General features: G+C 33.2%; 12 protein-coding genes. 11 read left to right on the top strand and 1 reads right to left on the bottom strand.

Features of this window, described 5'->3' with window-relative positions; genetic code table 11:
- Positions 1-2 precede the first annotated feature (2 nt).
- The 10 genes from D3P13_RS09090 to D3P13_RS09045 all read left to right on the top strand — a co-directional run bounded on the left by D3P13_RS09090 (position 3) and on the right by D3P13_RS09045 (position 19,171).
- Positions 3-1,115, top strand: a complete 1,113-nt coding sequence (locus D3P13_RS09090; protein ID WP_117881579.1) for a polysaccharide deacetylase family protein — start codon at positions 3-5, stop codon at positions 1,113-1,115.
- A 172-nt stretch (positions 1,116-1,287) separates the two neighbouring features.
- The gene (locus tag D3P13_RS09085; RefSeq protein WP_117881577.1) at positions 1,288-2,094 is read left to right on the top strand and encodes a polysaccharide lyase; all 807 of its coding nucleotides are present in this window, start codon (positions 1,288-1,290) and stop codon (positions 2,092-2,094) included.
- A gap of 73 nt (positions 2,095-2,167) precedes the next feature.
- Positions 2,168-4,594: an alpha-L-rhamnosidase-related protein gene (locus D3P13_RS09080; protein ID WP_117881575.1), complete on the top strand. Its 2,427-nt coding sequence runs from the start codon at positions 2,168-2,170 to the stop codon at positions 4,592-4,594.
- A gap of 3 nt (positions 4,595-4,597) precedes the next feature.
- Entirely contained in the window at positions 4,598-5,836 is a 1,239-nt protein-coding gene (locus D3P13_RS09075; RefSeq protein WP_117881573.1) for a glycoside hydrolase family 88 protein, read from the top strand.
- 928 nt (positions 5,837-6,764) lie between these two features.
- On the top strand, positions 6,765-9,917 hold the full coding sequence (locus D3P13_RS09070) for a SusC/RagA family TonB-linked outer membrane protein (protein ID WP_117881571.1): 3,153 nt from the start codon (positions 6,765-6,767) through the stop codon (positions 9,915-9,917).
- Positions 9,918-9,926: 9 nt separating this feature from the next.
- Positions 9,927-11,726 (top strand): RagB/SusD family nutrient uptake outer membrane protein, encoded by a 1,800-nt coding sequence (locus D3P13_RS09065; RefSeq protein ID WP_117881569.1) that lies wholly within the window; start codon positions 9,927-9,929, stop codon positions 11,724-11,726.
- A gap of 40 nt (positions 11,727-11,766) precedes the next feature.
- Complete coding sequence (locus D3P13_RS09060; protein WP_117881567.1) at positions 11,767-14,616, top strand: SusC/RagA family TonB-linked outer membrane protein; 2,850 nt, start codon at positions 11,767-11,769, stop codon at positions 14,614-14,616.
- A 21-nt stretch (positions 14,617-14,637) separates the two neighbouring features.
- Positions 14,638-16,365: a RagB/SusD family nutrient uptake outer membrane protein gene (locus D3P13_RS09055; protein WP_117881565.1), complete on the top strand. Its 1,728-nt coding sequence runs from the start codon at positions 14,638-14,640 to the stop codon at positions 16,363-16,365.
- Positions 16,366-16,432: 67 nt separating this feature from the next.
- Positions 16,433-17,455, top strand: a complete 1,023-nt coding sequence (locus D3P13_RS09050) for a DUF5627 domain-containing protein (protein ID WP_117881563.1) — start codon at positions 16,433-16,435, stop codon at positions 17,453-17,455.
- 129 nt (positions 17,456-17,584) lie between these two features.
- Positions 17,585-19,171 (top strand): carbohydrate binding domain-containing protein, encoded by a 1,587-nt coding sequence (locus D3P13_RS09045; RefSeq protein WP_117881561.1) that lies wholly within the window; start codon positions 17,585-17,587, stop codon positions 19,169-19,171.
- Between the two features lie 466 nt (positions 19,172-19,637).
- Here the strand turns inward: D3P13_RS09045 and D3P13_RS09040 are convergent, their stop codons facing one another.
- A complete protein-coding gene (locus tag D3P13_RS09040; RefSeq protein WP_117881559.1) occupies positions 19,638-22,001 on the bottom strand; it encodes a glycoside hydrolase family 3 N-terminal domain-containing protein in 2,364 nt (787 codons plus the stop codon).
- Between the two features lie 219 nt (positions 22,002-22,220).
- On the opposite strand from D3P13_RS09040, the gene D3P13_RS09035 reads away from it, so the two are divergent.
- On the top strand, positions 22,221-25,952 hold the full coding sequence (locus D3P13_RS09035; protein WP_117881557.1) for a beta-galactosidase small subunit-related protein: 3,732 nt from the start codon (positions 22,221-22,223) through the stop codon (positions 25,950-25,952).
- The last annotated feature ends 198 nt before the right edge of the window (positions 25,953-26,150 follow it).

The following is a 26,150-nucleotide window of genomic DNA, read 5'->3' as shown; positions in this document are numbered from 1 at the left end:
AAATGATACAAAAATTATACATATCAGTTTTTCTGCTATTCGCAATGGGTACTTATGCACAAGATACTTTTATTCTTGAAGATACTGCACTTGCTAGATTTGAAATAACGGATAAAGTTTGGTCACAAACTATTGGAGAAGCTTCCGTATGTCTTTGGAATGATGACAAATTGAGTGCTTTTACCATTACCATTGATGATAATTATGAAAAAGATATTTACTTTTGGATGGAACTTCAGAAGAAATATGGTTTTAAATATACATGGTTTGTTATTACGGAAGCTGATAAAAAATATAATGTAAAGAATTGGGATTTGTTTAATGAACTCTCCAAGGCGGGAAATGCAATCCAGGGGCATGATGATAGAAATTGGTATGAAGATAAAGTCAGAGGTATAGAATATCCTTCATTAAAAGTCTATAATAAAAGATTAAATCGTACAAAAACTAAAATTGAAAAGCATATTGAAAACCAGAAATGTTTAACCTATGCTTATCCTTGGGGAGAAGGAAATGTAGATGAAGTTGCTAATCATTTTATTGCGAGTAGAGGGGTGATTGGTCTGTTAAATCCCGCAAATAAAATTGATTTTAAACAAGTTAGAAGCATCAGTAATCCACACATTTATAGTAATGATAGTACACGGAATCATTACATGTTGCCTTTGCTCGATAATACTTCAAAGCTAGAGGGAAAGAATTATTATAGAGGATGGGGAAGTACACATTTTCATGAGGTTTCAACACCTGATGAACAAGAAAAGACAGATGCGTTTTTTAAATATCTAAAAGAAAAAGAGGATAAGCTATGGATTGGGACTTTTCCTGATGTTGCAAAATATGCTCAAGAATATGCTACCCATTCTTTAAGTGTAGATTCTATTTCTGAAAATTCCATGTCAATAAGTTTAACGGATAAAATGAAAGATGAAATCTTTGATTATCCCTTAACTATAAAAGTACGTTTAGCAAATAATTGGTTGTCCCTTTCTGCAACGCAAAATGGAAATGAAATAGAAAGTGAAATTATTAGTTACAATCAAAATAAATACGCTTTAGTAAAGGCAATACCAGATCATGGTCAGGTCATTTTAAAAGGATATATTTTTAAGTAATGCCTTTCGATTTCATAGGGTTTTAGATAACTTTGATAAAGAAGTTATACTTGATGTCTATGAAGGAATGTGGCATGTTTGACAAGGAGATTGTCTGCTGCCTGAATCAAAAAAAGCAGTAACTATACAAAGAGGTTTATGTTTAAATATTTAAAAATTTAAGAGTTTGTTTATGAAAATACGTTTTTCGATAGTAGTAATTTGTGCATTAATTACCATCAGTTGTGGTTCAAATAAACTTCAAGTAAATAACTCAAATAATGAGGTTTTTAATCTTGATTTTGAGGGTAATACTATTGGTCCGTACACTGAAAATAATTTAAATAAGGATGTTGGAGATGTAAATTGGAAATTACTTAAGGATAGGGCTACGATTGAATTAGATGAAACCCATGGAAAAGTGTTGAAAGTACTTTATCCTAAAGGTTCAATAGGTCCCAAGCAAGGAGGAATACAGTTTGACAAGCCATTACCAAAAGCTTCAGAATATACATTGGAGTATAACATAAAGTTTATGGAAGGTTTTGATTTTCGCTTGGGAGGTAAATTACCAGGGTTAACAAGTGGTGGGGAGAAATATACAGGAGGTGTTCATCCTGATAATGGTGAAGGCTGGAGTGCTCGTTATATGTGGATCGCAGATGGAGAAATAATCGTCTATTTTTATCATATGGACATGGAGCACAAATGGGGAGACAGTGTTAAAACGAATGTTTTTTTTAAACCAGGACAATGGTATAAAATAAAACAACATATAAAATTAAATGACAGTGATCAATTCAATGGTGTAATGGAGGTTTGGATAGACAATGAAAAGGTAATACATGATGATAAAGTAAGGTATCGTTTGGCTCCATTAGGTGAAATTGATTCGTTCTATTTTTCAACATTTCATGGTGGTAATGCTGAAGATTGGGCACCAAAGAAGGATTCATATATCTATTTTGATAATTTTAAAGTCACAAAACCCCAAAATTAGATTTATCCGAGATTAAAAAAAATTATAATAAACTACATCAAGTTTGCTAGTTTATAAGATATAAAAATTAAATATGAAAAAACAAGAATTAGCAATTGGTACTGTCAATAAATTTTATCTTTCATTTTGCCTGTTGTTTTGTTTGTCAATCTTTAGTGTTTTATCGCAAGAATCTGTTGTGAAAATTAATCATGAAGGAAAAGAATTTACACAACTTAAACATGCATGGACTTCACAATGGATTACACATCCCACAGAATCAACTTTAGATGCACGTAAATTCTTATTTAGACGAACCTTTGACTTAAAAGCGATGCCTGAAAAGTTTATAGTTCATCTTTCAGCAGATAATCGTTATCGTTTGTTTGTAAACGGTAGATACATTATTTCTGGACCATCATCTTCTGATATTAATAATTACAGATACGAAACAATTGATATTGCGAATGAATTAATAGTTGGTAAAAATATAATTGCAGCTGAGGTGGTTAATTTTGGGGAATATAGGAAAGCATCTTCTATGACTTTTCAAACCGCATTTATTTTACAAGGTGAGAAAAGTAATCCAGTTGATTTAAATACGGGAAAGGCTTCAAAATGGAAAGTGATAAACGACGAAGGTTTTAAAAGTATTCCTTTTGTTAGTGATTCTTTACGTGGTTATTATGCGGCCGGTCCTGGAGAAAAACTGATTTCAAAAAAGCACCAATGGGGATGGAAAGAAATTGATTATGACGATGTAAATTGGTTAGACCCTAAATTGGCTACTGTTGAGTTTGCGGTAGGGCGTGGTTTTTTATATGGAAGTACTTGGTATTTAGTGCCAAGATCAATTCCGTTTTTAGAAGAGTCGGAACAACGTTTTAATAAAATTGCCAGAAGTGTTGGAATAGATGCTAATGATGACTTTATAAAGGGAAAAGGAAGTATTACAATACCTCCCAATAAAAAAGTAAGTCTTTTGTTAGATCAATCGCACCATACGATTGGACATCCAGAACTGAAATATTCTAAGGGAAAAGAGAGCCAGATAAAGGTGACGTATTCGGAAGCGATGTATGAAAAAGACTGGAAAAAAGGAAATAGAAATGTGGTAGAAGGAAAACATATTCTGGGATATTATGATATTATTGAGCCTGATGGCGGTATGAATAGAGAATTTAAACCCTTTGGTCAGAAAACATATCGATTTGTACAATTAGATATAGAAACAGGTGAAGAGGACTTGCTAATTGATGATTTTTATGGGGTTTATACAGCTTATCCTTTTAAAGAAAATGCTAAGTTTAAAACAGACAATGAAGTATTAACTCAAATTTGGGATGCCTCTTGGTTAACACTTAGAAATTCAGCCGTTGAGAGTTTTATAGATCCGTATTACGAACAGTTGCAGTATGTTGGTGATACTAGAATAGAAGCCATTGTATCTATTAGTGTTGATGGTGATGATAGATTGATGCGAAAGGCAATTGAAATGTTTGATAATTCAAGGTTGCCTAGCGGTTTAACGCAAAGTAGATATCCGTCATATATTGTTCAGGTAATACCTACCTATTCTTTATTATGGGTTAATATGTTGCACGATTATCACATGTACAAAAATGATGATGAATTTGTAAAGAAGTTTATTCCAGGAATGAAAACTGTAATTGATTGGTGGACAGCTAAAGTTGATGAAAGCGATATGCCAACAAATATGGAATGGTGGAATTTTACAGATTGGGCACAGGGGTATCCAAATGGAATTCCTCCAGGAGCAGATGATGGTTATTCGGCATCCGTTGCCTTACAATTTGTAAAAACATTACAAAATGCAGCACAAATTTTTAGAGATTTAGGCTATAATGAGGAAGCTGATAGGTATCTAGAGTTAGAAAAAAGAATCCGTCAAAGTGTTGTAAAAAACTGTTTTGTAACGGAAAAAGGAATGTTTGCGGAAACACCTAATAAAAAACAATTTTCACAACATACCAATATCATGGCCATTTTAACTGATGCAGTCCCTAAAGAAGATCAAAAAGCGTTGATGCATAAAATATTAGATGATAAAGATTTAATTCAAACCACCATTTATTATAAGTTTTACTTATTTGAAGCGTTGCAAAAATCAGGTTTGGGTAATTTATATAGTAGTTTATTGCAAAATTGGACAAATCAGTTAGATCAAGGGCTTACTACTTTTGCAGAAACCGATATTAATCCGCGTTCAGAATGTCATGCTTGGTCAGCTTCACCTAACTATCACTTTTTAAAAGTTGTTGCTGGAATTTATCCGCTAAGTAAGAATTTTGAAGAAATAGCTATTGAACCTCATTTTGGGGATTTAAAGGGTTTTGAGGCTGTTATGCCTCATCCTAACGGTGATATTGTTGTAAATTTAAAAAAGAAAGGCAATAAAGTAAAGGGAGAAATAGTATTGCCTAAAGGAACAACAGGTATTTTTAAGTTTAACAATAGGGAAATAAAACTAACAGAGGGTTTACAAATAATTAAACAGTAGAAAATGAACAACAATAAATGGGTATTAATAATTGCAATAGTTTTTAGTTTAACATGTTGTGAAGATGTTAAGAAAAAAGATGCGATTGCAACAACAGTTGAGACCAAAGAAGAACTTATAAGCAGGGTTTTTGCGTTTTCAGAAAAACAATACGACAGTTTGATTCATCGTATTGAAAATAATAAGCCATTGTTACAACCTAGAGGTATTACGGAAGAGGGTGAATTGCGTTTAAAACCTTTTCAAGATTGGACAAGTGGATTTTTTCCCGGATCATTATGGTATATATATGAATATAATCATTCAAATAAATGGAAAGATTATGCAGAACAATTTACGCTAGCACTTGATTCGGTGAAATACATTACAAATTCACATGATGTGGGCTTTATGTTAGACTGTAGCTATGGTAACGGTTATGTGGTCACTAAAGAAAAAAGGTTTGAAGAGGTATTGGTGAAAGGAGCTCGCTCCTTAATAACAAGGTATAGACCTGAAATCGGAGTAATACAATCTTGGGATACGACACCAGATATGGGGTGGATTTCAGAAAGAGGGTGGGATGTACCCGTAATCGTTGATAATATGATGAATCTTGAATTACTGTATAAAGCTTTTGAATTTACAAAAGATTCCACTTTTTACAATGTGGCTACAAAACATGCATTAACGACCTTGAAAAACCATTTTAGAGATGATTATAGCAGTTTTCATGTGGTTGATTATGATTCAAAAACAGGAGCGGTAAGAAGTAAGCAAACGGCTCAAGGATATTCAGATCCGTCATCATGGGCTAGGGGACAAGCTTGGGGGCTATATGGTTTCACACAAACTTATGAGAACACAAAGGATACCATATTTTTAAATCAAGCCAAAGGCATTGCTAATTATATTATGGAGAGTAAAAAAGTTCCAGAAGATTTAATTCCATATTGGGATTATGATGCTCCTAAGATTCCAAATGAACCAAGAGATGCTTCTGCGGCGGCGATAACAGCTTCTGCTTTACTTTCCTTACAACAATATGTGCCAGAGAAAAGTGTGGCAATGAAATCTTATGCAGAAAAGATTTTAAGAAGATTATCAACTGATAATTATTTAGCGAGCTATGGTAAGAACCAGGGCTTTTTACTAATGCATTCTGTAGGTAATATACATACTGGTGAAGAAAATGACAAGCCTTTGAATTATGCCGATTATTATTATTTAGAGGCATTGACAAAATGGAAAAAGGTTGATTAAGGTTTAATTATTTGAAAAAATTAACCAGAAGAGTTCATTATTATTCGCAATCAAGATACTTTTTTGCAGTAAATAATGATCTCTTTTATATTTTACATCCATAATTCTAAAATTTTACGATCCTTTAAGGCTACGGAATTAAAACCTCTCATTTTTTCTTCTTATCATAACGTGATTGAAATAAGATCAACCTCCCCAAATAATCAATTTTTTAGGTTTAGTTTTAATATTGTGGTTAAACATAAACTACCCGCAACAATATTTTAATCACAAATCCAATTATAATTTTTTTAATACTATGACATGCTCTTAATTATTTTAACTGGAGATATTCGTAAATGATTTATTAATATTTTTTAAGAATATTTTTTAAGAATATTTTTTATGTTTTTTTGATAATAACCATGAATAAAACAATCAAAGGTTAGTAAAATATGATTTTTATAAGGTAAAGTTATGTTTTTAAATTCAAAGCTTTCATATGAAGGTCTTAATTAGGTATTCTTCTTAATCACTGTATGGCTCTGTGTTATTTGTATTAAATGATTGCTAAAAATAATGTAATAAAGTGATAAATATCATTGTTTACAAAACATAAGTGTTATAAGTACATTTTTTTTGTGAAATATTTGTTAAATATAAATTTCTTTTCTTACATTTGTAAATGTAAAAACTACATTTAATATAAAAGAAGTGCTTTATGTCGACTTTTATTTCATTAAGATATTTTTTGACATTTAGTATCCAATTAATAAATTGATAGTTTTCTTGAGTTTCTATATCAAATTTATTTCTCGATATAATAACTGATTTAACTATTAAAATAAAGTAAAATAATGTAGTTGGAGATGGGTTAAGTTTAGAGCAGGGTGTTTAGCCTTTTGAACTCTAAGAACCAATTAAAAGAAGTATCAACCAGATTTTAGAGATGAAAAAACGAATTCCTTACACAAAACAGCCTAATTCTAGTTTTAAGTACGTTATCAATATAATACTGTTTGTATTGTTGATCTTTATTTCCCATTTGACCGTTTTAGCACAAACGGATTCTCAGGAAACTATTACGGTGCATGGCACTATAACCGAGGCTGAATTTGGTCCAGTAATCGGTGCTAATATTATTGAGCAAGGAACACTCAATGGAGTAATGTCTGATCTAGATGGTACATTCAACATAACGGTACCTAAAAATGCAAAATTAGAAGTAAGTTTTATAGGTTTTGGTACGCAAGTCATTAGTGTTAATGGTCGTACGGAAATAAATATTGTAATGGTAGCTGAAGCATCTGCTCTTGATGAGGTGGTTATCGTTGGGTATGGTAAACAGAAAAAGGAAAGTGTGGTAGGGTCTATTGTACAGGTTACCGGAGATGTTTTAATGCAATCTGGTGGTGTGTCTACGGTTGGGCAAGCACTTACTGGGCGTTTACCTGGTGTAGTAACTGTTTCTTCTTCCGGACGTCCTGGTGATGAGAATCCTGCTATATATATTCGTGGACAAAGTACGTGGAACGGTGGTGGACAGCCATTAGTTCTTGTTGATGGTATAGAAAGGAGTATGAGTGATGTAAATGCTAGCGATATTGAAAGCATGTCAATACTTAAAGATGCTTCGGCAACTGCGGTATTTGGTGTAAAAGGTGCTAACGGAGTTATCCTTATTACTACAAAACGTGGGAAGAAAGGAAAAGCAAGACTTTCTATTTCTGCAACTTCCACAATAAAAGTACCTTCAAAATTACCCCAAAAATACGATTCTTATGATGGCATTATGGTTACGAATGAGGCTATAGAAAGAGTATTGCCAATTAGAGATGATTTATGGGGACAGTATACCCCTGTTGATATAGCAGATAGGTATAGAAATCCTAGAAACGAAACAGATCGCTACATTTACCCTAATGTGGATTGGAATGATGTTACTCAAAAGGATTTTGCGATGGATCACAAAGTGAATCTTTCTGTAAGTGGAGGTACTGATGCTGTTAAATATTTTGGTGCACTTACGTATCAACATGTCGGAGATATATTTGATGGGTCTGCTTTTAACAACGGTAGAGACTACGAAGCAAATTTTAATTATGATCGTTTTAACTTTAGAAGTAATATAGATTTTGATGTTACCAAGAGTACGCGTTTGTCTGTAAACCTTTCTGGTTATTATGGTGTGCAAAATGGAAATGATGCAGATAGTCAATTGCTTTATAGCAGTATCTATAATTTGGCACCAAGTTTATTTTATCCAATTTATCCTGATGGAACCTATGGGAGAACTTTAGTAGAGAATTATGAGTTGGCTAATCCAGCAGTAATACTATCTGCCAAAGGAGCTACAAAAAACCACAGGGTTCAGGTGAATACGGATTTTATTCTTACACAAAAATTAGATTTTATTACAGAAGGCTTATCTTTTAGGGGGTCTTTGTCTTATGATAATAATTTTAGAGGTGAAGGTGGTATTAAGGAGACTGACCCTACAGGAACTGATAATGTAATTTATAGAGTTTACCTTTCAGATGGTACTGAGCAAATAGTTTCTCCTTCAGGTACTAATCAATTTGATTATGTGATACAACCTTGGAACAGAGATGCTCTTCAGATTCAAGATTGGCAAACCAGCAGAAGACTTTTCTATCAGTTTTCATTGAATTATGACAAAACTTTTGCAAAAAAACATAATGTAGGCGTATTGGCATTGATGAACAGAGAAGAGTATGCTATTGGTGATATGTTACCAAGATATAGAGAAGACTGGGTAGGTAGGCTAGTTTATAATTATGATAATCGCTATTTTATAGATTTAAATGGAGCATATAATGGTTCTGAAAAATATGGACCTGGGTATAAGTTTGACTTATTTCCTTCTGCTGCCTTAGGATGGATGATTAGCAACGAATCTTTTATGGATAACGTTTCATGGCTAAATAAACTAAAAATACGCGGTTCATATGGTGTTGTTGGTGATGATGCTGCAGGAAATAGATGGGCTTATTTATCTCAATGGTCTAGTGGCGGTAGTGCTTATATGAATAACTCTAATGTTTGGGGTGTCCAATCACCTTATACGTATTACAAAGAAAGCGTTCTTGGGAATCCAGATTTACAATGGGAAACTTCTGAAAAGGCCAATATTGGTTTTGAAATGGCAGTGTTAGAAAATAAACTTTCATTAGATGTAGACTTTTTTAAAGAAGATAGACATGATATTATCATTCCTGCGGATAACCGAAGCGTACCTAGTTTCTTTGGGTTTGATCCAGCTGATGTAAACCTTGGCGAAACCAGTGTAAAAGGATTGGAAATAGCATTAAACTTTAAACAAAGAATAACTGATGATTGGGATGTGTCGGCTAATTTTGCCTATACCACAGCCAGAGACGAGGTGATATTCAAAGAAGATCCTGAACTTAAAGAAGCTTATCAAAAAGAGGAAGGATTTCCTATTGGACAAAATAGCACAACAATACGTGGAGATATGATGCAATCATGGGATGATGTTTATGGTTCTTCTCCTGTGGAAAATAATCAAGGAGCAGTGCGACCAGGGTCTTACGACTTGATTGATTATAACGGAGATGGTGTAATAAATGCCAACGATAATGTACCTTATGGGTATCCTACTCGTCCTCAAAACACCTATAACTTAACTTTAGGAGCTGGATACAAGAATTTTACATTTATGATTCAGTTTTATGGTGTTAGTAATACAACCAAACAATATCAAGATCGAACATTTGCAGTTCAAACACCTTTGTTTTTTGATGATAAATCAGACTATTGGAGTGTAAGTAATCCTAATGGAACAGAAATTCTTCCTTCTTTTGGAGGGGCATCTGGAGCTACGGATCCATATAGAGATTGGTATGACGCTTCCTTTCTTAGATTACAGAACATGGAAATTGCATACACCTTTGGATCAAAAGATGGTAGTCAATACAGAATATTTTTAAGTGGTAATAATTTGGCATTTTGGTCTGATCTTCCTGATGATAGGGAGGAAAATGTAGGTAGTCAATCTGAGTTTAGAGGTAACTACCCTACGTTTAAAAGAATGAATTTAGGACTAACAATTAATTTTTAATAAAAGACAATGAGAAGTTTATACAAATTAATCGGTTTATTAAGTCTAATTGGAATGATGTATTCTTGCGAGGACTATTTAGATAAAACCATTGAAACAGATCTCACAGTAGAAGAAGTATTCAAAAATTTTGAAAATGCTCAAGGTTTTGTAGAAGAAATGTATGCCATGATTGTAGATTATTCTGCTCCGTTCTGGTCGTATTACTCTTATTATGGAGAAGATTCTATAGGCGTTGAGACATGGATATTTGATTACTCCTCTGATGAAGGGAGATATTGGGATTGGCAAAATGATTTTAATTATTTTAGTGGAAATCCAAATACTAGTTCTGGTCTTCCATTTGACAAAAGTGCTGTATGGCCAAGTAGTTGGGCAGGTATAAGAAAGGCTAATATTGTTATTGCTAGTGCAGATTCTTTGATGGTAGATGCAACGCAACAACAAAAAGATGCCATTTTGGGACAGGCTTATTTTTTTAGAGGCTTCTTTCATCATGAAATCATGAAATTTTGGGGGCCTATGCCTTACATTGACCATGTATTAAAAGATGATTGGAAGTTACAAAGACCTACAGAATGGTCTGAGACTGCACTTAAAATTGACAAAGACTTTGATAAGGCCATTGCCTTATTACCAGAAGATTGGGATGATTCAGATTGGCAACCAGGTGTAAAAACCAACGGGCAAAATATGTTTAGATTAACAAAAGGTGCCGCTTTAGCTTTAAAGGCTAAAAATTTATTATTCGCTGCGAGTCCTTTAATGCAAAATAGTAATGATACTTATGGGTACAATGTAGAACTTTGTAAACAAGCTGCGGACGCTTTTGCAAAAGTAATTGATATTCCTCGCTATCAACTTGTTCCATGGGATGATTACGAATCTGTTTTTTATTCTACGGACGGAAAATATTCTTATAATTCAGAATACATTTTTGGGCAATCTGGATTTGTAGGATGGTTTGGAGGCTATATGGGAGATGCTTGGCAATTGGGTGCAATTGGCAACTCTAATGCTATAAATTCTCCTACACACAACTATATTCACAATTATTTTGGAATGAAAGATGGACTGTCTTGTGATGAAAGTCCGCTTTATGATCCTAATGACCCATGGGCAAATAGAGATCCTCGTTTTTATAAATGGATTGTTGTAGATGGAGATCAATTAGTTGATAATTTAGGAGCTGCTACTGGTGCTGATGCCGTAAATAGATATGCAGAGTTTTACGATGGCGGTGCCCACCGATACCCAGGGAAAAGCAATGGTACAAGAACAGGATATGTAGCAAAAAAATGGTATCCAAGATCATTTAATAAATATGATAATCAAGGTTTATTTGCTTGGAGAGTTCATGTAAGACTAACTGATGTGTATTTAATGTATGCAGAAGCTGCTGTTATGGGTTATGGAGTTAATGGAAAACCGAGTGGATTTAATCTTTCTGCTGTTGATGCTATAAATAAAATAAGAGAACGGGCAATGCCTGATGGTAGCCTAAATGTAAGTGCAGTAAACTTAACAAGCCCTAATGTATTTATGGAAGAAATTCGTCGTGAACGTGCTATGGAAATGTCATGGGAAAATCATAGATGGATGGACATAAGAAGATGGAAACAGGGAACTAACATGAAATATAAACTAAAAACAGGATTACGTTTTAATCGAAATGCCTCAGGCAAGCCAATTAATATGGTAGAAGAAGTTTTAAGAACTCGAGTTTTTGACGAAAAACATTACTGGTTACCCCTTCCTAAAAACGATACTGAATTGTATGAAGGTTTTCCTCAAAATCCTGGATGGTAACACTTAACTGTTTTCTGTATTTGATAATAACAACCAATTTATGATACACTTTATAAAACATAATAAATCACTTTTGTGCTTAGGAAGCTATTTACTGTTTTCTTACGCATTAGCTGGGCAAAATATCCAACAAACGCAAACAGATACTATTGCTATTGATAGCACTAAATTGGTGTCTAACTTTGATAGGGAGGTAAATTTAGGTTTTCAAATTGAAAAGAATGGTAACATAGTAGGTTCAGTATCTTCTATAAACCCTGATAAATTTTTGAAATTTGACAATACACAATGGGTAAGAGATGCTTTAAACGGTAGAATTACTGGACTTAAATACAGTAGCAATATCCGTGGTTTAGGTGATGCTCTTATTGTTGTTGATGGTATTCCGGGAAGATCCATTGACTTGCTGAATATGGAAGAAATTCAAGAAATTACGGTATTAAAGGATGCAAGTGCAGCTGCGATGTATGGGTCTATGGCAAAAAATGGTGTAATTGTCGTTACAACAAAGCGAGGTTCCAATAAAAAAGAATTTAATGTCAGTGCCAGTTCTGGAATTAAAAACCCAGTGGCGATGCCTAAATATCTGGATTCAGGTGAGTACATGAAATATTATAATGAGGCTCGTGCAAATGACGGTTTAAGTCAGACGTATTCAGATGACGAAATAGCAAATTTTAATAGTGGAATAAATCCATATAGATATCCAAATATTGATCTATACTCAAGCGATTATTTCAAATCTCAGTCATCGTTTACTAACGTTCTTGCAGATTTTTCTGGTGCGATGGAAGACACAAAATATTATATAAATGTTGGTTTTAAATCGGATAGAAGCCTACAAGATGTTAGTGATAATGATAAAGGAACGACACGTTTTAACGTAAGGGGAAATATTGACTTTAGAATCAATAGTTGGATAACAAGTAGCTTAGATGCGGTTGCCATTATTGAAAGAAATAAAAGTTCGTTAACTAACCTATACAATGCAGGCCAAACTTTTAGACCCAATCTTTATGCTCCATTATTGCCTGTAAGCATGATAGATTTTACGGGTAATTCTAATTTAGAAGGTATTGTTGAAGCAGCCAATAAGTATGATGGATATATTTTGGGAGGTAACCAATCATATAGTGATAATGTTCCATTGGCAAATGTCATAGCAGGAGGAGAGCAAACGAACATGACACGAATTAGTCAAGTAAATAATTCTATAGATTTTGATCTTAGTTCCATTACAGAAGGCTTATCAGCGAAAACATATTTAAGTTTTGATTTTTATAATAGCTATAACTTAACTGTAAAAAACCAGTTTGCTATTTATCAGCCCACTTGGAATGATGACAACAAAATAATTGATTTGGTAAATGTAGGGAGTGCAGACCGCAGAGGGCAAGAAGAAACGGTGGAAACAAATTCATTTGTTATTAGATATGGTTTCTTTGGTTTGTTAAACTATGAAAAGAAAATTAAGGAAGATCATTTTATTAAAGCGTCATTAATAGGTTTTACAAATAACACGTATGTAAAGTCTGTAAAACAATCTGAAAAAAATAGTAACGTTGCTTTAAGTTTAAACTATAGTTACAAAAATAAATTTCTACTTGATTTAAACGCATCTTATATTCATTCTGTTAAATTAGCTGAAGGTAATAGAGGGAAATTAGCACCCACAGTTGGTCTTGCTTACATTTTAACAGAAGAGCCTGCATTAAAGGATGTATCTTGGTTAAATTATCTTAAAATACGCACCTCGATGGGTACAATATATTCAGATGTGGGTATTCCAGGATACTTTTTATATGACGCCATATACCAACAAAATGGAGGTAGTTATTATTGGGGAGACAGGTACGGTTCAACTTCTTCTAATGGTTATACAACAATTGAAAGAGGCCAAAATAATAGTTTAGGAATGGAGAAAAGAATGGACTTTAACTTTGGTTTTGAAGGGCTTATTTATGATAAATTTTCGATAGAAGCTAATTACTTTCGTTCAAGCTTAAAAGAGAAAGTAACAAGAGTATCTACATTATATCCACAATATTATAATTCATTTCGACCCTATTCAAATTTTAATGAAGAACTACGCTCTGGTTTTGAACTAGGGATTAGATATACTGACAAATTTGGAGATTTAGCTGTAGATCTTGGAGCAAGAGTTCTATATACAGATTCTGAATTGACCAAAGTAGATGAAGTATACGAAGATGATTATCAATATAGAAAAGGAACATCTATTGACGCCTATTGGGGGTTAGAATCTTTAGGTTTCTTTGGAGTTGATGATTTTAATGCAGATGGTTCTTTAAAGGACGGCGTTCCTGCCCAATTTGGTAATGTGCAAGCTGGAGACTTAAAATATAAGGACATAAATAATGATGGTGTTGTAAATGATCAAGATCAAGTTGTTATTGGTAGATGGGATGCTCCTTGGACTTTTGGAACAGACATTAAATTAAACTATAAGGCATTTACTTTGTTTGCACTTTTAACGGCTCAAGTAGGTAGTGATGCACTTATTTCAGACAGTTATTATCGTCCTCAAGCAGGTGATAAATATTCTGAAATTGTTCGAGGACGATGGACGGAAGCTACAGCAAATACTGCTACTTTTCCACGATTATCCTCTATTGAAAATACCAATAACTTTGGCAAAACATCTAGTTTTTGGATGTATGACAACAGTAATTTTAAAATTGAACGTGTCCAGCTAACATATGATCTCCCTAAAACATGGGTGTCCAACCTTAATATGGAAGATTTTAGTGTGTACGCTAGTGGATCCAACCTTTTAATGGTTGCCAATAACAAGGAAATAAAACAATTAAGTTTGGGGTATGCACCATCGTACCGTTATTACTCATTGGGACTTAGAGTAAAGTTTTAACTGAAAAAATTAGATCTAGATATGAAAACTTTTATCAAATATACATTCCTTTCATTAATGCTTTTATCCGTCGTAGGATGTGATACTTTTGAACCTCTAGATGAAAATCTAGCTGGAGATGATAGACTAACTTCTGACCCAGCAATGGCAGAAGGTTTATTGTTAGATGCGTACGGAAGTATGTCCAATCAAGTATTATTTAACGATTCGGCAACTGATGATGCTGTTAACAATTATTTAAGTGGATTTCGTAGAATGGCTACTGGAGAATGGAATGCACAAAATCCCTTTTCCAATAGATGGTCTCAATATGAAAAAGTGCTTTATGTAAATAAATTTCTTAGTATCATTGATGAGGTTGTTTGGAAAAGAGATGAAGAAACGAACAATCTTTTTAAACAACGTATGTATGGCGAGGCTATAGCCATGAGAGCCTTAAGACATTTTTGGATTCTACAAGAACATGCTGGGATGGGAACTTCTGGTGAACTTTTAGGTATACCTTACATTACAGAATTTTTAGATTATGACGCTGATTTTAATTTGCCTAGACTTGGATTTGAAGAAACTGTAGATCGAATAAATGAAGATTTTAATGAAGCATTAGAGTATTTACCTATGGATTGGGATGGAAACTTGTCCAATCAACCGTCTATTTATAATGGAACAGATGATGATAGATATCAGTTTGTTTTTGGTAAAAATCAAGACGGACGTATAAATGGTCGTATTATTAAGGCTTTTCAAGCAAAGTTGAATCTTTTGGCTGCAAGTCCTGCCTTTATGAATGGTTCTGGTGACTATTATCAAAAAACAGCAAACATTCTTGCTGACTTATTAAATGATAATGGAGGAATAACAGGCTTAGATCCTACAGGTTATTACGATTTTTATGATTTCTCTATAGGTACACGTAATTTTCCAGAAGTACTTTGGAGAGACAATGTTTCCCCTTCGTTCACATGGTTAGAAAAACAACATTATCCACCATCATTAAATGGAGAAGGTAAATTGAATCCGTCACAAAATTTAGTAGATGCTTTTCCAATGCTAGATGGAACTCCTTTTTCAACAACGCATCCAGATTATGATGCAGCAAACCCCTTTGCTAATAGAGATCCAAGATTAAAAAAATATGTTTTATATAATGGAAACGATTTAAATAATAGAATAATTAAAACAGGTGCCGGTGGTGGTAATGATGAGATTGATAAAGTGCAATTTCGATCTACACGATCTGGTTATTATCTTAAAAAGTTATTAGATCCTAAAGTAACTATTAGTAGTGACGGTAATGTTTCAGCATCTGAAAAGATGAACGTTTTTTTAAGATATACAGATCTTTATTTGATGCTAGCAGAGTCAGCCAATGAATTAGGTGGCCCAGACAATATGGTGGGCGGTATGTCTGCAAGAATAATCGTTGAAGCCATTAGACAAAGAGCAGGTATCGGACTTGATTCTGGAGATAGCTATTTGGCAGGTATCAGTACAAAGGAAGGTATGCGAAGTCTTATCCGTAATGAAAGAAGGTTAGAACTTTGTTTTGAAGGGCATCGTCTATTTGATTTACGAAGATGGAATATGTTAGATGATATACCAGATATTATCGGTTCTAAATATGATGGTAGCAGCTATAATGAATTTGTAGTTGAACCAAGATTATATTTAGAAAACGCTAATTATGCACCAATACCTCAAAGTGAGTTAGTAAAATTTGATGCTTTGGAACAAAACATGGGATGGTAAGACAGCTTATCAATTAAAGATAAAACCCATTGATCATTAAAATAAATAATTGTAAATTTTTTACTCGATGAATACAAGAAATATAATTTTATTAATAAGTGCACTCATCGCGATGTCGTGTAGTAATTCTGAACCAGAATTTGATGATTATGACTTTACGGCAACTTATTTTCCATACCAAACTCCTGCACGTACGCTCATATTGGGTAAGTATGATCAGGGTTTAAATGAAACTGACAATGACCATAACTTTGAAATTACCGCATTAATGACGGGGATAAGAGAAAATGGGCAAGAGCGAAGTATCTATTTTGAAATAGATAATAGTTTGTTGGATAATGTGACGAATGTAAAAGCACTTCCAGCTGAATATTATACAATGGAAAGAATAAGTCCTGTTTTAATTTCTTCTGGTGATACCAAAGCTCGCATAAAAGTCCAGTTGCATGATGCCTTTTTTCAAGATACGCTATCTTTTGGTCCTGTAAATACTACGAATTACGTAATTCCACTAAGAATGACAAAGGCCGATAATATTGATAGTTTGCTTACTGGAGTAAGTATTGTCAATAATCCGGATAGGTTAAACCCTGCGGATTGGGATATTTTACCAAAAGATTATACACTTTTTGGTATTAAGTATATGAATAAATTTCATGGAAAATATCTTAGAAGAGGTGAAGATTTGATTACAGCTCCTACTAGCAGTGTGGGGAGAACATACCATGGGGAATATGTAGAAAATGATGAGGTAATTCTTATTGAAACTACTGGTTTCAATAAAGTGAAGTTAGAAAATTTAATTGGCCGAGGTGATGCATCTAGTCCAGGTAATGTGGTTATGGAGCTTACTTTTAATGACGATGGTACGTGTTCAGTTACTAGCTTTAAAGGTGATGAATATGGGATTACTGGATCTGGAAAATACGTTGAAGATGGTGACGAATGGGGAGGGAAAACAAGAGATGTAATTTATTTAGATTATTCGTATGCTGATGCCGCAAATGCAGAAACACATGTGGTAAAAGACACCCTTGTAATTCGTGATAGAACAGCCATTTTTGAAGAATTTGAGGTTGAACTTAAATAAAGTACAAGAACTAAAAAACAAGAAATGAAATTTAATTTTATGCATTCCTAAATATCTAAAAATGTTTTTTTAAACATTAAGGTTTTTGAATGTATATGTAATTTTTGACCATTAAAAAATTTCAAATAGATGAAACAAACAACAAATAATTCACGCTTCAGATTTGCATCTTTAATTTTTACAATTGTATTTGTAGCTATTTTGAGTTCTTGTGATAACGACGATGAACCTTTATCTAATTTAAGCAGAGTTTCAATGAAAACACTGCCACAAGTAAATTATGTACTTGGAAGTGAACTTAATTTGTCTGATATGGTTATAACATTAGATAAAGGTGGTGAAAATATCGATATACCTTTTGACTCTTTTGAACAAGAAGGTATTATTACCGAACCTGAAAATGGTAAAGTTTTAGAATTCTCTGATAAATCTGTAACTATAAAACTAGGCACTTCAGGTAAAGGTTTAATACAGACTATTAGTGTTACTAACGATGTTACGGCAATAGAAATCAAAAATGAACCTAAAAAAGGCTATGTCAGCGGTCAAAAATTAGATTTATCTGATATGGTGGTTACCTTAGTCTATGAGAATGGAGATAGAAAAGATTTTGATTATGATGATATCAAAGAGGAAATTACGACAGTTCCTGAGAACGAAGCGGTACTTGGCAGAGACAATAAAGAATTATTGGTTACTTATGTTCTCACAGAAGTAACGGTAGAACAAGAAATAAATGTAAAACCGTTTGCTCCATTAAAAGGTGTGCTTGTTACTGCACCTTTAAAAAGTGAGTATGTTGTAGGAGAGCGATTAGATCTTTCTGGTACGCTTATTCGAGTAACACTGCTTGATAATAGTGAAGTAGAGGTTGGCTATGAAGAATTTGAAAATTTTAAACTTACAACCAATCCCGCAAATGATGAACAATTAAAAGCTAACATTACTGATGTTAAGGTTTTACATATAACAGGAGAAGTAGTAAAAATTCCTATTACGGTAATACCATTGGATATAGTGGGAATGGACATTGAAACCAATCCTGAAAAATTAGTCTATCAAGATGGTGAAACAATAGATTTAGAAGGGCTTAGTGTTAAACTATCTATAAGTGGTAGTGATGACTTAATTGTTTTATTTGATCAATTTGAATTTTATGGCATCTCAACGAATCCAGTAAATGGTGACGTTTATAGTAATGGAACCTCTGAAATTGTAATTTCATATCCAGGTTTAGCAGATACAATTTCTATACCTCTAGGCTCGGAAATATTGTATGAATCTGATTTTTCTAGTGGCTTTGACGGATGGGTTTTGAACCAAAATGGAGGTGGATCAGCAAATGCGTACGAAGAGAACAGAACGATGGTAATAAAAGATATCCTTCCAGGGGCTAATTATTGGGATGTTCAATTTTACAAGCCCAATTTAACGCTGGTTAATGGTGGTAATTATAAACTGACAGTGGTGTTAAAAGCATACCCATCACAAGGAGACTTCTCATTCACACTTTCCGTGGGAGATGGAGATGGTAGAGATGGTTATCAACCGTATGATGGTGGTGGTTCAATATTTCTTGTAGACTCGGAATATAGTACCTATGAGAAAACGTTTACAATGACAAAATCAGACACGCCAATGGCTAGAATACTATTAGACATCGGAAACCAAACCAATGGTATTATTATACAGTCTGTAAAATTTGAAAAGATCTAAAATTTACTGTTGAAATTATTTTAGTTTGATAGTTAAGTTTTAATTTATATCTCTTTCAGCATTGTTTTAAACTTTATGTGCTGATTTTAAAAGAGGATAACTTTCATAGCTTGTTAGTAATTAGTATTAAGTTAATGCTGAAATGGTGATAGGGGAATTGTCTATTATTTATCCCTTTTAGCTTAACTTAATACTTGTATTAAGTTGATTTGATTTCTTTATTGAGCTTTTATAAAAGGTATTCTTTAAGAAATGAAAATGAACTTAATTTCTAATGAAATCATCCACTTCCATATAGACATTATCGTTCATTAAATAAATTTAAATATTTTATACGATTGTTATATCGTAAACACCTTGTCTATTTTATAAAATAGACAAGGTGTTTTTTTATTGTTTAATGAATTATAGAATAATAAATCGCCATTGTTGCAACATAAAATCGCGTTACAAATTATAGTAATAACTATTTTATGGAAATTGTTTTTTGAAGTCTAATGTCGTCAGAAGAACTACCTACCATTATATCGAATTCACCTGGTTCAATAATATAATTCATATCCTTATCATATAAACCAAATTCGCTCATAGGAATAGAAAAACTGATCGTTTTAAGCTCTGATGGATTTAAAGTTACTTTTTTGAACTCTTTCAGCACTTTTACAGGTGTAGTAACTGAGCTCACTTTATCGTTAAAATAGACCTGAATAACTTCTTTTCCAGATACTTTTCCTGTGTTCTTTATGTTTAAAGAAAGTACTATCATTCCATTCATATCAACACTGGTATCTTCAACTATTAAATCGGAATACTCAAATTCTGTATAACTTAATCCGTGACCAAAAGGAAATAGAGGGTCAGGCGATGAAAAAACATAATCTCTACCTGGTTTTTCTAAACTACCAGGATTTCTGTAAAAACCTCTCCCTGATGGTTTGTAATTGTAAAAAACAGGAACATGTCCCACGCTTTTAGGAACACTCACTGTTAGTTTTCCAGAAGGATTTACATCTCCAAACAGAACACTAGCAACAGCATTACCACCTTGTTCACCAGGATACCAAGCTTCTACAATTGCAGGAATATGTTCTTTTTCCCATGCAATAGAATACGCTCTCCCATGTACCATTACCAACACAATGGGTTTACCTGTTTTATATATCGCTTGTATTAATTCTGGTTGTACTCCTGGAGGTGTTAATGTAGTTCTATCAAAACCTTCACCACTTGTAGGGTAATCACCTGGAATGTCTTTTCCCCATCCTATACCAGACAGCACACTACTTGTACCACCAATAACCAATACGACAACGTCACTATTCTGAGCAACTTCCACCGCCGCTTGAATTTTACTTTGATCATTCCCCGTAATATTACATCCTTTTGCATAATTAACCGTAAACTTATTATCGGCATATTTCTTTATTCCATCCAAAATAGTTACACCAGATTCATTATCTTTTGTATAGGAGTAATCGCCATATTGTACTTGATCTGCATTGGGACCAATAACCCCAATTGATTTTATTTTTGAAATGTCTAATGGTAATACATTATTCTCATTCTTTAGTAAAACAATCGATTCTTCCGCAATTTCTCGTGCAAGATTAACCGCCTCTTCTGTATGAATTAAACTTGAAACTTTCTTAGGAGCCTTATATGCATTATCAAATAAGCCGGCTTTAAATTTGGCAGTTAATATATTTTTTACGGCGTTATCAATTAATGCAACATTAACCTTACCAGACTTTACTAAGTTGTTCAATTCAGAATACGCAAAACTTTTGGGAGCTTCTAAATCAATTCCTGATTCCAATGCAACAACGGCCGTTTCAGCAGCATCTTTGGTGACTTTTTGAAAATAGTTAAGCATTGCAATGGCTTCATAATCGGAAAAAACATAACCATTAAACCCAAGTTCATCTCTAAGAACATCTTTCATTAAATATTTATTGGAGTGCATCGGAATACCATTTACATCATTATAAGCTGGCATAACTGAATAAATATTAGCTTCTTGAATTACCTTTTTAAAAGGATACATATGTAAATTTCTTAAATCTCTTGGGCCCAATTCATTTGGACCTAGATTAATACCAGCAAAAGGCGTGCTGTAGGCTACGTAATGCTTTGCTGTAGCCATTAATTTATTCGCTGGTATACCTGTTTTAGTAATTTCAGGATCACCTTGCATTCCAATAACAAAAGCTTTCCCCATTTCTGCGACAAGAAAAGGATCTTCACCAAATGATTCTTCGGCTCTACCAAATCTAGGATCTCTAGCTAAATCAAATATTGGAGACAACGCTTGGTCAACACCAGAAAAACTTGCTTCTTCGGCAATAGTTGCTCCCATTTTTTTAATTAAATCAGGATTCCATGTGCTACCTTGACCTATGGTTTGAGGAAAAATAGTAGCTCCGAAAGCCAATTGACCATGTAAACATTCAGCAATCTGAATAGCAGGAATACCCAGTCTGGTATGCTTACGTAAATATGTATCTGCCGCTTCAGAAAGTTGCGATATTTCGTCAACACCTATAAAAGGGCTTTCTAAGGTTCCAATACTTTTACCTTGAAATAGAGAGTCTAAAGATTGCTTACTTATCCGTCCTTTTTTATCAACCTTTAAATCACTAAGGCTTAGCATATTCATTTGAGAAATTTTTTCCTCTAAAGTCATTCTATCCAATAAATCGTTTACACGAACTTCTATAGATAAGTTACTATCTTTATACAGAAGATTTTTATTATTTGCTTTTTGAGCATGACTAGTTGCTAATATTAAAAAAAAGCTTACTACTGCTATTAGTGGTTTCTTAATTTTCATAAGTTTTTTGTTTTATGTATTGCGTCTTTATTTAGTGATCAGAATTTGATTTTTTTATCTATAATATATAAAGTGTATAAAATACATTATATTTGGTAAATATATGAAAATGAAAACATTTTTCTTAAAAATTATTAATAAATTCACCTCATTTTAATGAGTATTAATTTGTTTTTTCAACAATTGAGCTGAATAGTTAGAATTATAAAAATACAAAATATGAATACATTATACAGAAACTCTTTCTTTGTTTTTTGCTTTATTATACTAAGCAATTTTTCATTTTCACAAGCTAAAAATGATTGGGAGAATCCAGAAGTATTTCAACGTAATCAGATGTTGCCACATACCAATTTAATGCCTTTTAATACAATTGAAGAGGCAATTAGCTTGGAAAAGAAAGCATCACCAAATTTTACGAGTCTTAATGGTATTTGGAAATTTAACTTTTCAGAAAACTTAGAACAAGCACCAGTTGATTTTTATAAAAATAGTTTTAATCGAAAAAAATGGGATAATATAAAAGTTCCTTCAAACTGGGAAATGGAAGGGTTTGGATATCCAATGTTTAGAAATATTGGTCAACCTTACACTTCTACACCACCGTTAGTGCCGAAAGAATTTAATCCAATCGGATCTTATTATAGAACTTTTACGCTACCTAAAAACGGGAAGGATAAACAACATTTTCTGCACTTTGAAGGTGTACAGTCGGCATCGTATGTTTGGGTCAATGGGCAAGAGGTAGGTTATAATCAAGGAGCTATGGAGCCCGCTGAATACGATATTACACCTTATTTAAAAAAAGGTAAAAATAGTATAGCAGTTAAAGTGCTTCATTATAGTGATGGTTCGTATTTAGAAGATCAAGATACATGGCGTCTTGCGGGTATTTTTAGAGATGTATACATAATGTCAACACCAAAAACGCATCTAAACGATTTTTATGTTACTACAGATTTAGATGAAAATTATAAAGATGCAATCTTATATATAGAAGCGTTTGTAACTAATTTTAATGAAGAAAACACAGAAGGATATTCCATTCGAGCACGTTTGTTTGATGATAAAAAGAAGCAAATTTTATCAAAAACTCTAAAAGTTGAGTCAGCAAAATTTGCAGGTTCTTATGCGATTGAAAACCCTAAAAAATGGTCGGCAGAACATCCTAATTTATATACATTGACCTTAGAGTTACTGGATAGAAACAATACAATTATTGAGGTTTTTAGCCATAAAACAGGCTTTAGAGAAGTTGAAGTAAAAAATAAAGCCATATATGTTAATGGAATGCCTGTAAAATTGAATGCAGTAAATAGTCATATGATGCACCCAAAAACGGGACATGCTATGGATGTTGAAACCATGCGTAAGGATTTAACTTTGATGAAACAATTTAACGTTAATTGTGTTCGTACGAGTCACTATCCACCAAATGTGGAGTATCTTGATTTAGCAGATGAATTGGGTATCTACATCATAGATGAAACGGGTGATGAAGCTCACAGTAACATTTATTTATCTAGTCAACCTGAATGGAAAGAGCAATATTTGGATCGTATGCGTAAAATGGTGTATAGAGATAGAAACCATGCTTCTATTATCATTTGGAGTGCAGGAAATGAAAGTGGTCCGGGTGAAAATATTTGTGCATTAATTGCAGAAGGAAAGAAAATAGATCCAAGTCGTCCCGCATGGATGTATGGTGGAAATAGTGATGAAGATCCAAAAACGAATCCAATAAAATGTGAAGATATTGTTGGTCCAAGATACGTAACACCATTTATGTTAGAGAAGCGTTTTGCATTAGGAGATGATGACAGACCTTCATTTATGGATGAATATTTGTCTGTAGCAGGAAATGCTCTTGGTGGATTGGATGAGTATTGGGATCTTATTTACAAATATCCACGTCTAACGGGTGGGGCAATTTGGGATTGGGTGAGTCCTGGTATTGATACACAATGGAGAACTACACCAGATGCTTCCTCAAATAACTTAATGGCATCTTTAATGAACAAAGCTCTTTTAAAAGAAGGTAAGTTTGGTAAAGCCCTCTATTTGAGTGGCCATGATGATTGGTTAGAGGTGTATAGAGATACCGCGTTAGATATTTCTGATAATAAACTTACGTTATCATTTTGGGTTAAACCAGAAAAATATAATGGAGATACCTATTTTATAACCAAAGGAAATTATCAATATGGAATCGTACAATCGAGTGATACAAAACTTCAATTCTATGTGCATACTGGTGAAAAGGTATTTGTAGAAGCTGATCTTCCTCAAAATTGGGTTGGTAATTGGCATCAAGTATCCGGTATTTATGATGGAGAAAAAATAGTCCTTTATATAAATGGTGAATTAGTGGCTTCTGAAAGTTGTACTGGAAATATCATCAATGGTCCCTATCCTGTAAATGTGGGAAAAACGGCTGATATTATTGATAATCATTTAGGATATTTAACCCATACAACAATTGATAACATTAGAATTTTTAATAGTGTTGTTTCAATTGAAGCCTTAGAAGCTAATAATGGAGAATGGAAAAAGTTGGCAGCTCTTTGGCTCGATTTTGAATCGGAAAAAAGTGAATCTCACTATTACAGTATCGGATTGCCAGGACGAACTTATGGATTGGTTTGGCCAGATAGAAGTGTACAACCTGAATTATGGCAATTAAAAAAATCGCCACAACCAGTAGATGTAAAGGTATTAAATTTAGCAGCAGGTGAGGTTGAAATTTTTAACCGTCATACTTTTACTAATTTAAATATGTTAAAAGCCAATTGGTCTTTAACAGCTAATGGAGAAAAAATAGAAACAGGTACGCTTAAAATTGAGCTAGCCCCTTTAAAAAAGGAGCATGTTACTATTCCTTATAAAACCAAAAATTTCAAGGAAGCTACACATTATGTGTTAGAGTTAAGTTTTACACTTTCTGAAGATACAAATTGGGCAAAAAAAGGACATGAAGTAGCTTGGGAACAATTTGAGTTTCCGTTCATTGAACAGAGAAGTGAAATATCCAGTACTGATGGGGTAACTATTAATGATACTGCCAATACTATTTTATTTAAGGGTGCCGACTTTACCTATACATTTAATAAAGAAAATGGTTTACTCACTTCGTTAATCTATAAAGAGAAAGAATATTTAAAACAAGGTCCAAAATTCAATATTTGGAGAGCTCCAGTAGCGAATGAATTGGATGCTTGGGGAACATTTTTCACCTCAATAGGACACCAAAAGAAGGGTATGGCAGTGAACATGTCTAATGGATGGTATGCGTTAGGTTTAGATAATTTGGAGCATGAAGTGGTATCAATGGAAATTATCAAAAATGAACAAGAGGTAGGCTTAAAAATAATTACACTTGATTCAAGTAATAAAGATGCGACTGGTTTTTATAATATATTTAAGTATTCTATTTCTAAGGATGGGGAAATAACATTGAAAACAAAATCATCACCAGCAGGAGAATTTACACATTGGATTCCGAAAATGGGATTGCAATTGCAATTACCAGATACGTTCCAAAATGTAAAGTGGTATGGTAGAGGTCCATATGAAACATATCCTGATAGAAAAACGGGAGCAAAATTTGGACAATATGAAACTACAGTAAATGATGATTACGTACCGTATATCATCCCTCAAGATTACGGTAACAAAACTGATGTGTATTGGACATCAATTAGTGATAACAATGGCAGTGGATTACTTATTAAAGGAGATCAAACTTTTAACACCAGTGCCCAAGTTTATGATACTGATAATATGACAAGAGCATATTACCAACGTCAATTAAAAGAGGTTGATTATGTAACCTTAAACTTAGACCACAAAATGTCAGGGGTGGGTGGTACAGCTATTTCTATACTAAATAAATATAGAGTGCTTCCTAAAGAATATGAATTTACGTTTTACATTAAACCATTTAAAAACTAAAGTTATGTAACTTTTTACTCTAGATTTACAATAAGAGTCTTCTAATATTATTTTATTAGAAGGCTCTTTAATTTAAACACGCTAAATATCAATTGTTTTAATAGGTTCTCACTATTAAGAATAACACTGGTTTTTTATTCATTTAAAATTTATTTTTTTTATTGAATTTTATTTTTTGTTAAAATAAATAATGTAAAT

Origin of the sequence: Aureibaculum luteum (genome assembly GCF_003449015.1) — a bacterium.
GTDB classification, from domain to species: domain Bacteria; phylum Bacteroidota; class Bacteroidia; order Flavobacteriales; family Flavobacteriaceae; genus Aureibaculum; species Aureibaculum luteum.
Note: the sequence above shows the minus strand (reverse complement) of the source record. Positions and strands in the feature narration are given on the sequence as shown.

Bases quoted from the DNA above. Each gene is read 5' to 3' on its own strand.
- D3P13_RS09055 (WP_117881565.1), top strand. From the start codon at position 14,638: ATGAAAACTTTTATCAAATATACATTCCTTTCATTAATGCTTTTATCC.
- D3P13_RS09060 (WP_117881567.1), top strand. From the start codon at position 11,767: ATGATACACTTTATAAAACATAATAAATCACTTTTGTGCTTAGGAAGC.
- D3P13_RS09075 (WP_117881573.1), top strand. From the start codon at position 4,598: ATGAACAACAATAAATGGGTATTAATAATTGCAATAGTTTTTAGTTTA.
- D3P13_RS09050 (WP_117881563.1), top strand. From the start codon at position 16,433: ATGAATACAAGAAATATAATTTTATTAATAAGTGCACTCATCGCGATG.
- D3P13_RS09040 (WP_117881559.1), bottom strand. From the start codon at position 22,001: ATGAAAATTAAGAAACCACTAATAGCAGTAGTAAGCTTTTTTTTAATA.
- D3P13_RS09090 (WP_117881579.1), top strand. From the start codon at position 3: ATGATACAAAAATTATACATATCAGTTTTTCTGCTATTCGCAATGGGT.
- D3P13_RS09035 (WP_117881557.1), top strand. From the start codon at position 22,221: ATGAATACATTATACAGAAACTCTTTCTTTGTTTTTTGCTTTATTATA.
- D3P13_RS09045 (WP_117881561.1), top strand. From the start codon at position 17,585: ATGAAACAAACAACAAATAATTCACGCTTCAGATTTGCATCTTTAATT.
- D3P13_RS09065 (WP_117881569.1), top strand. From the start codon at position 9,927: ATGAGAAGTTTATACAAATTAATCGGTTTATTAAGTCTAATTGGAATG.
- D3P13_RS09080 (WP_117881575.1), top strand. From the start codon at position 2,168: ATGAAAAAACAAGAATTAGCAATTGGTACTGTCAATAAATTTTATCTT.
- D3P13_RS09070 (WP_117881571.1), top strand. From the start codon at position 6,765: ATGAAAAAACGAATTCCTTACACAAAACAGCCTAATTCTAGTTTTAAG.
- D3P13_RS09085 (WP_117881577.1), top strand. From the start codon at position 1,288: ATGAAAATACGTTTTTCGATAGTAGTAATTTGTGCATTAATTACCATC.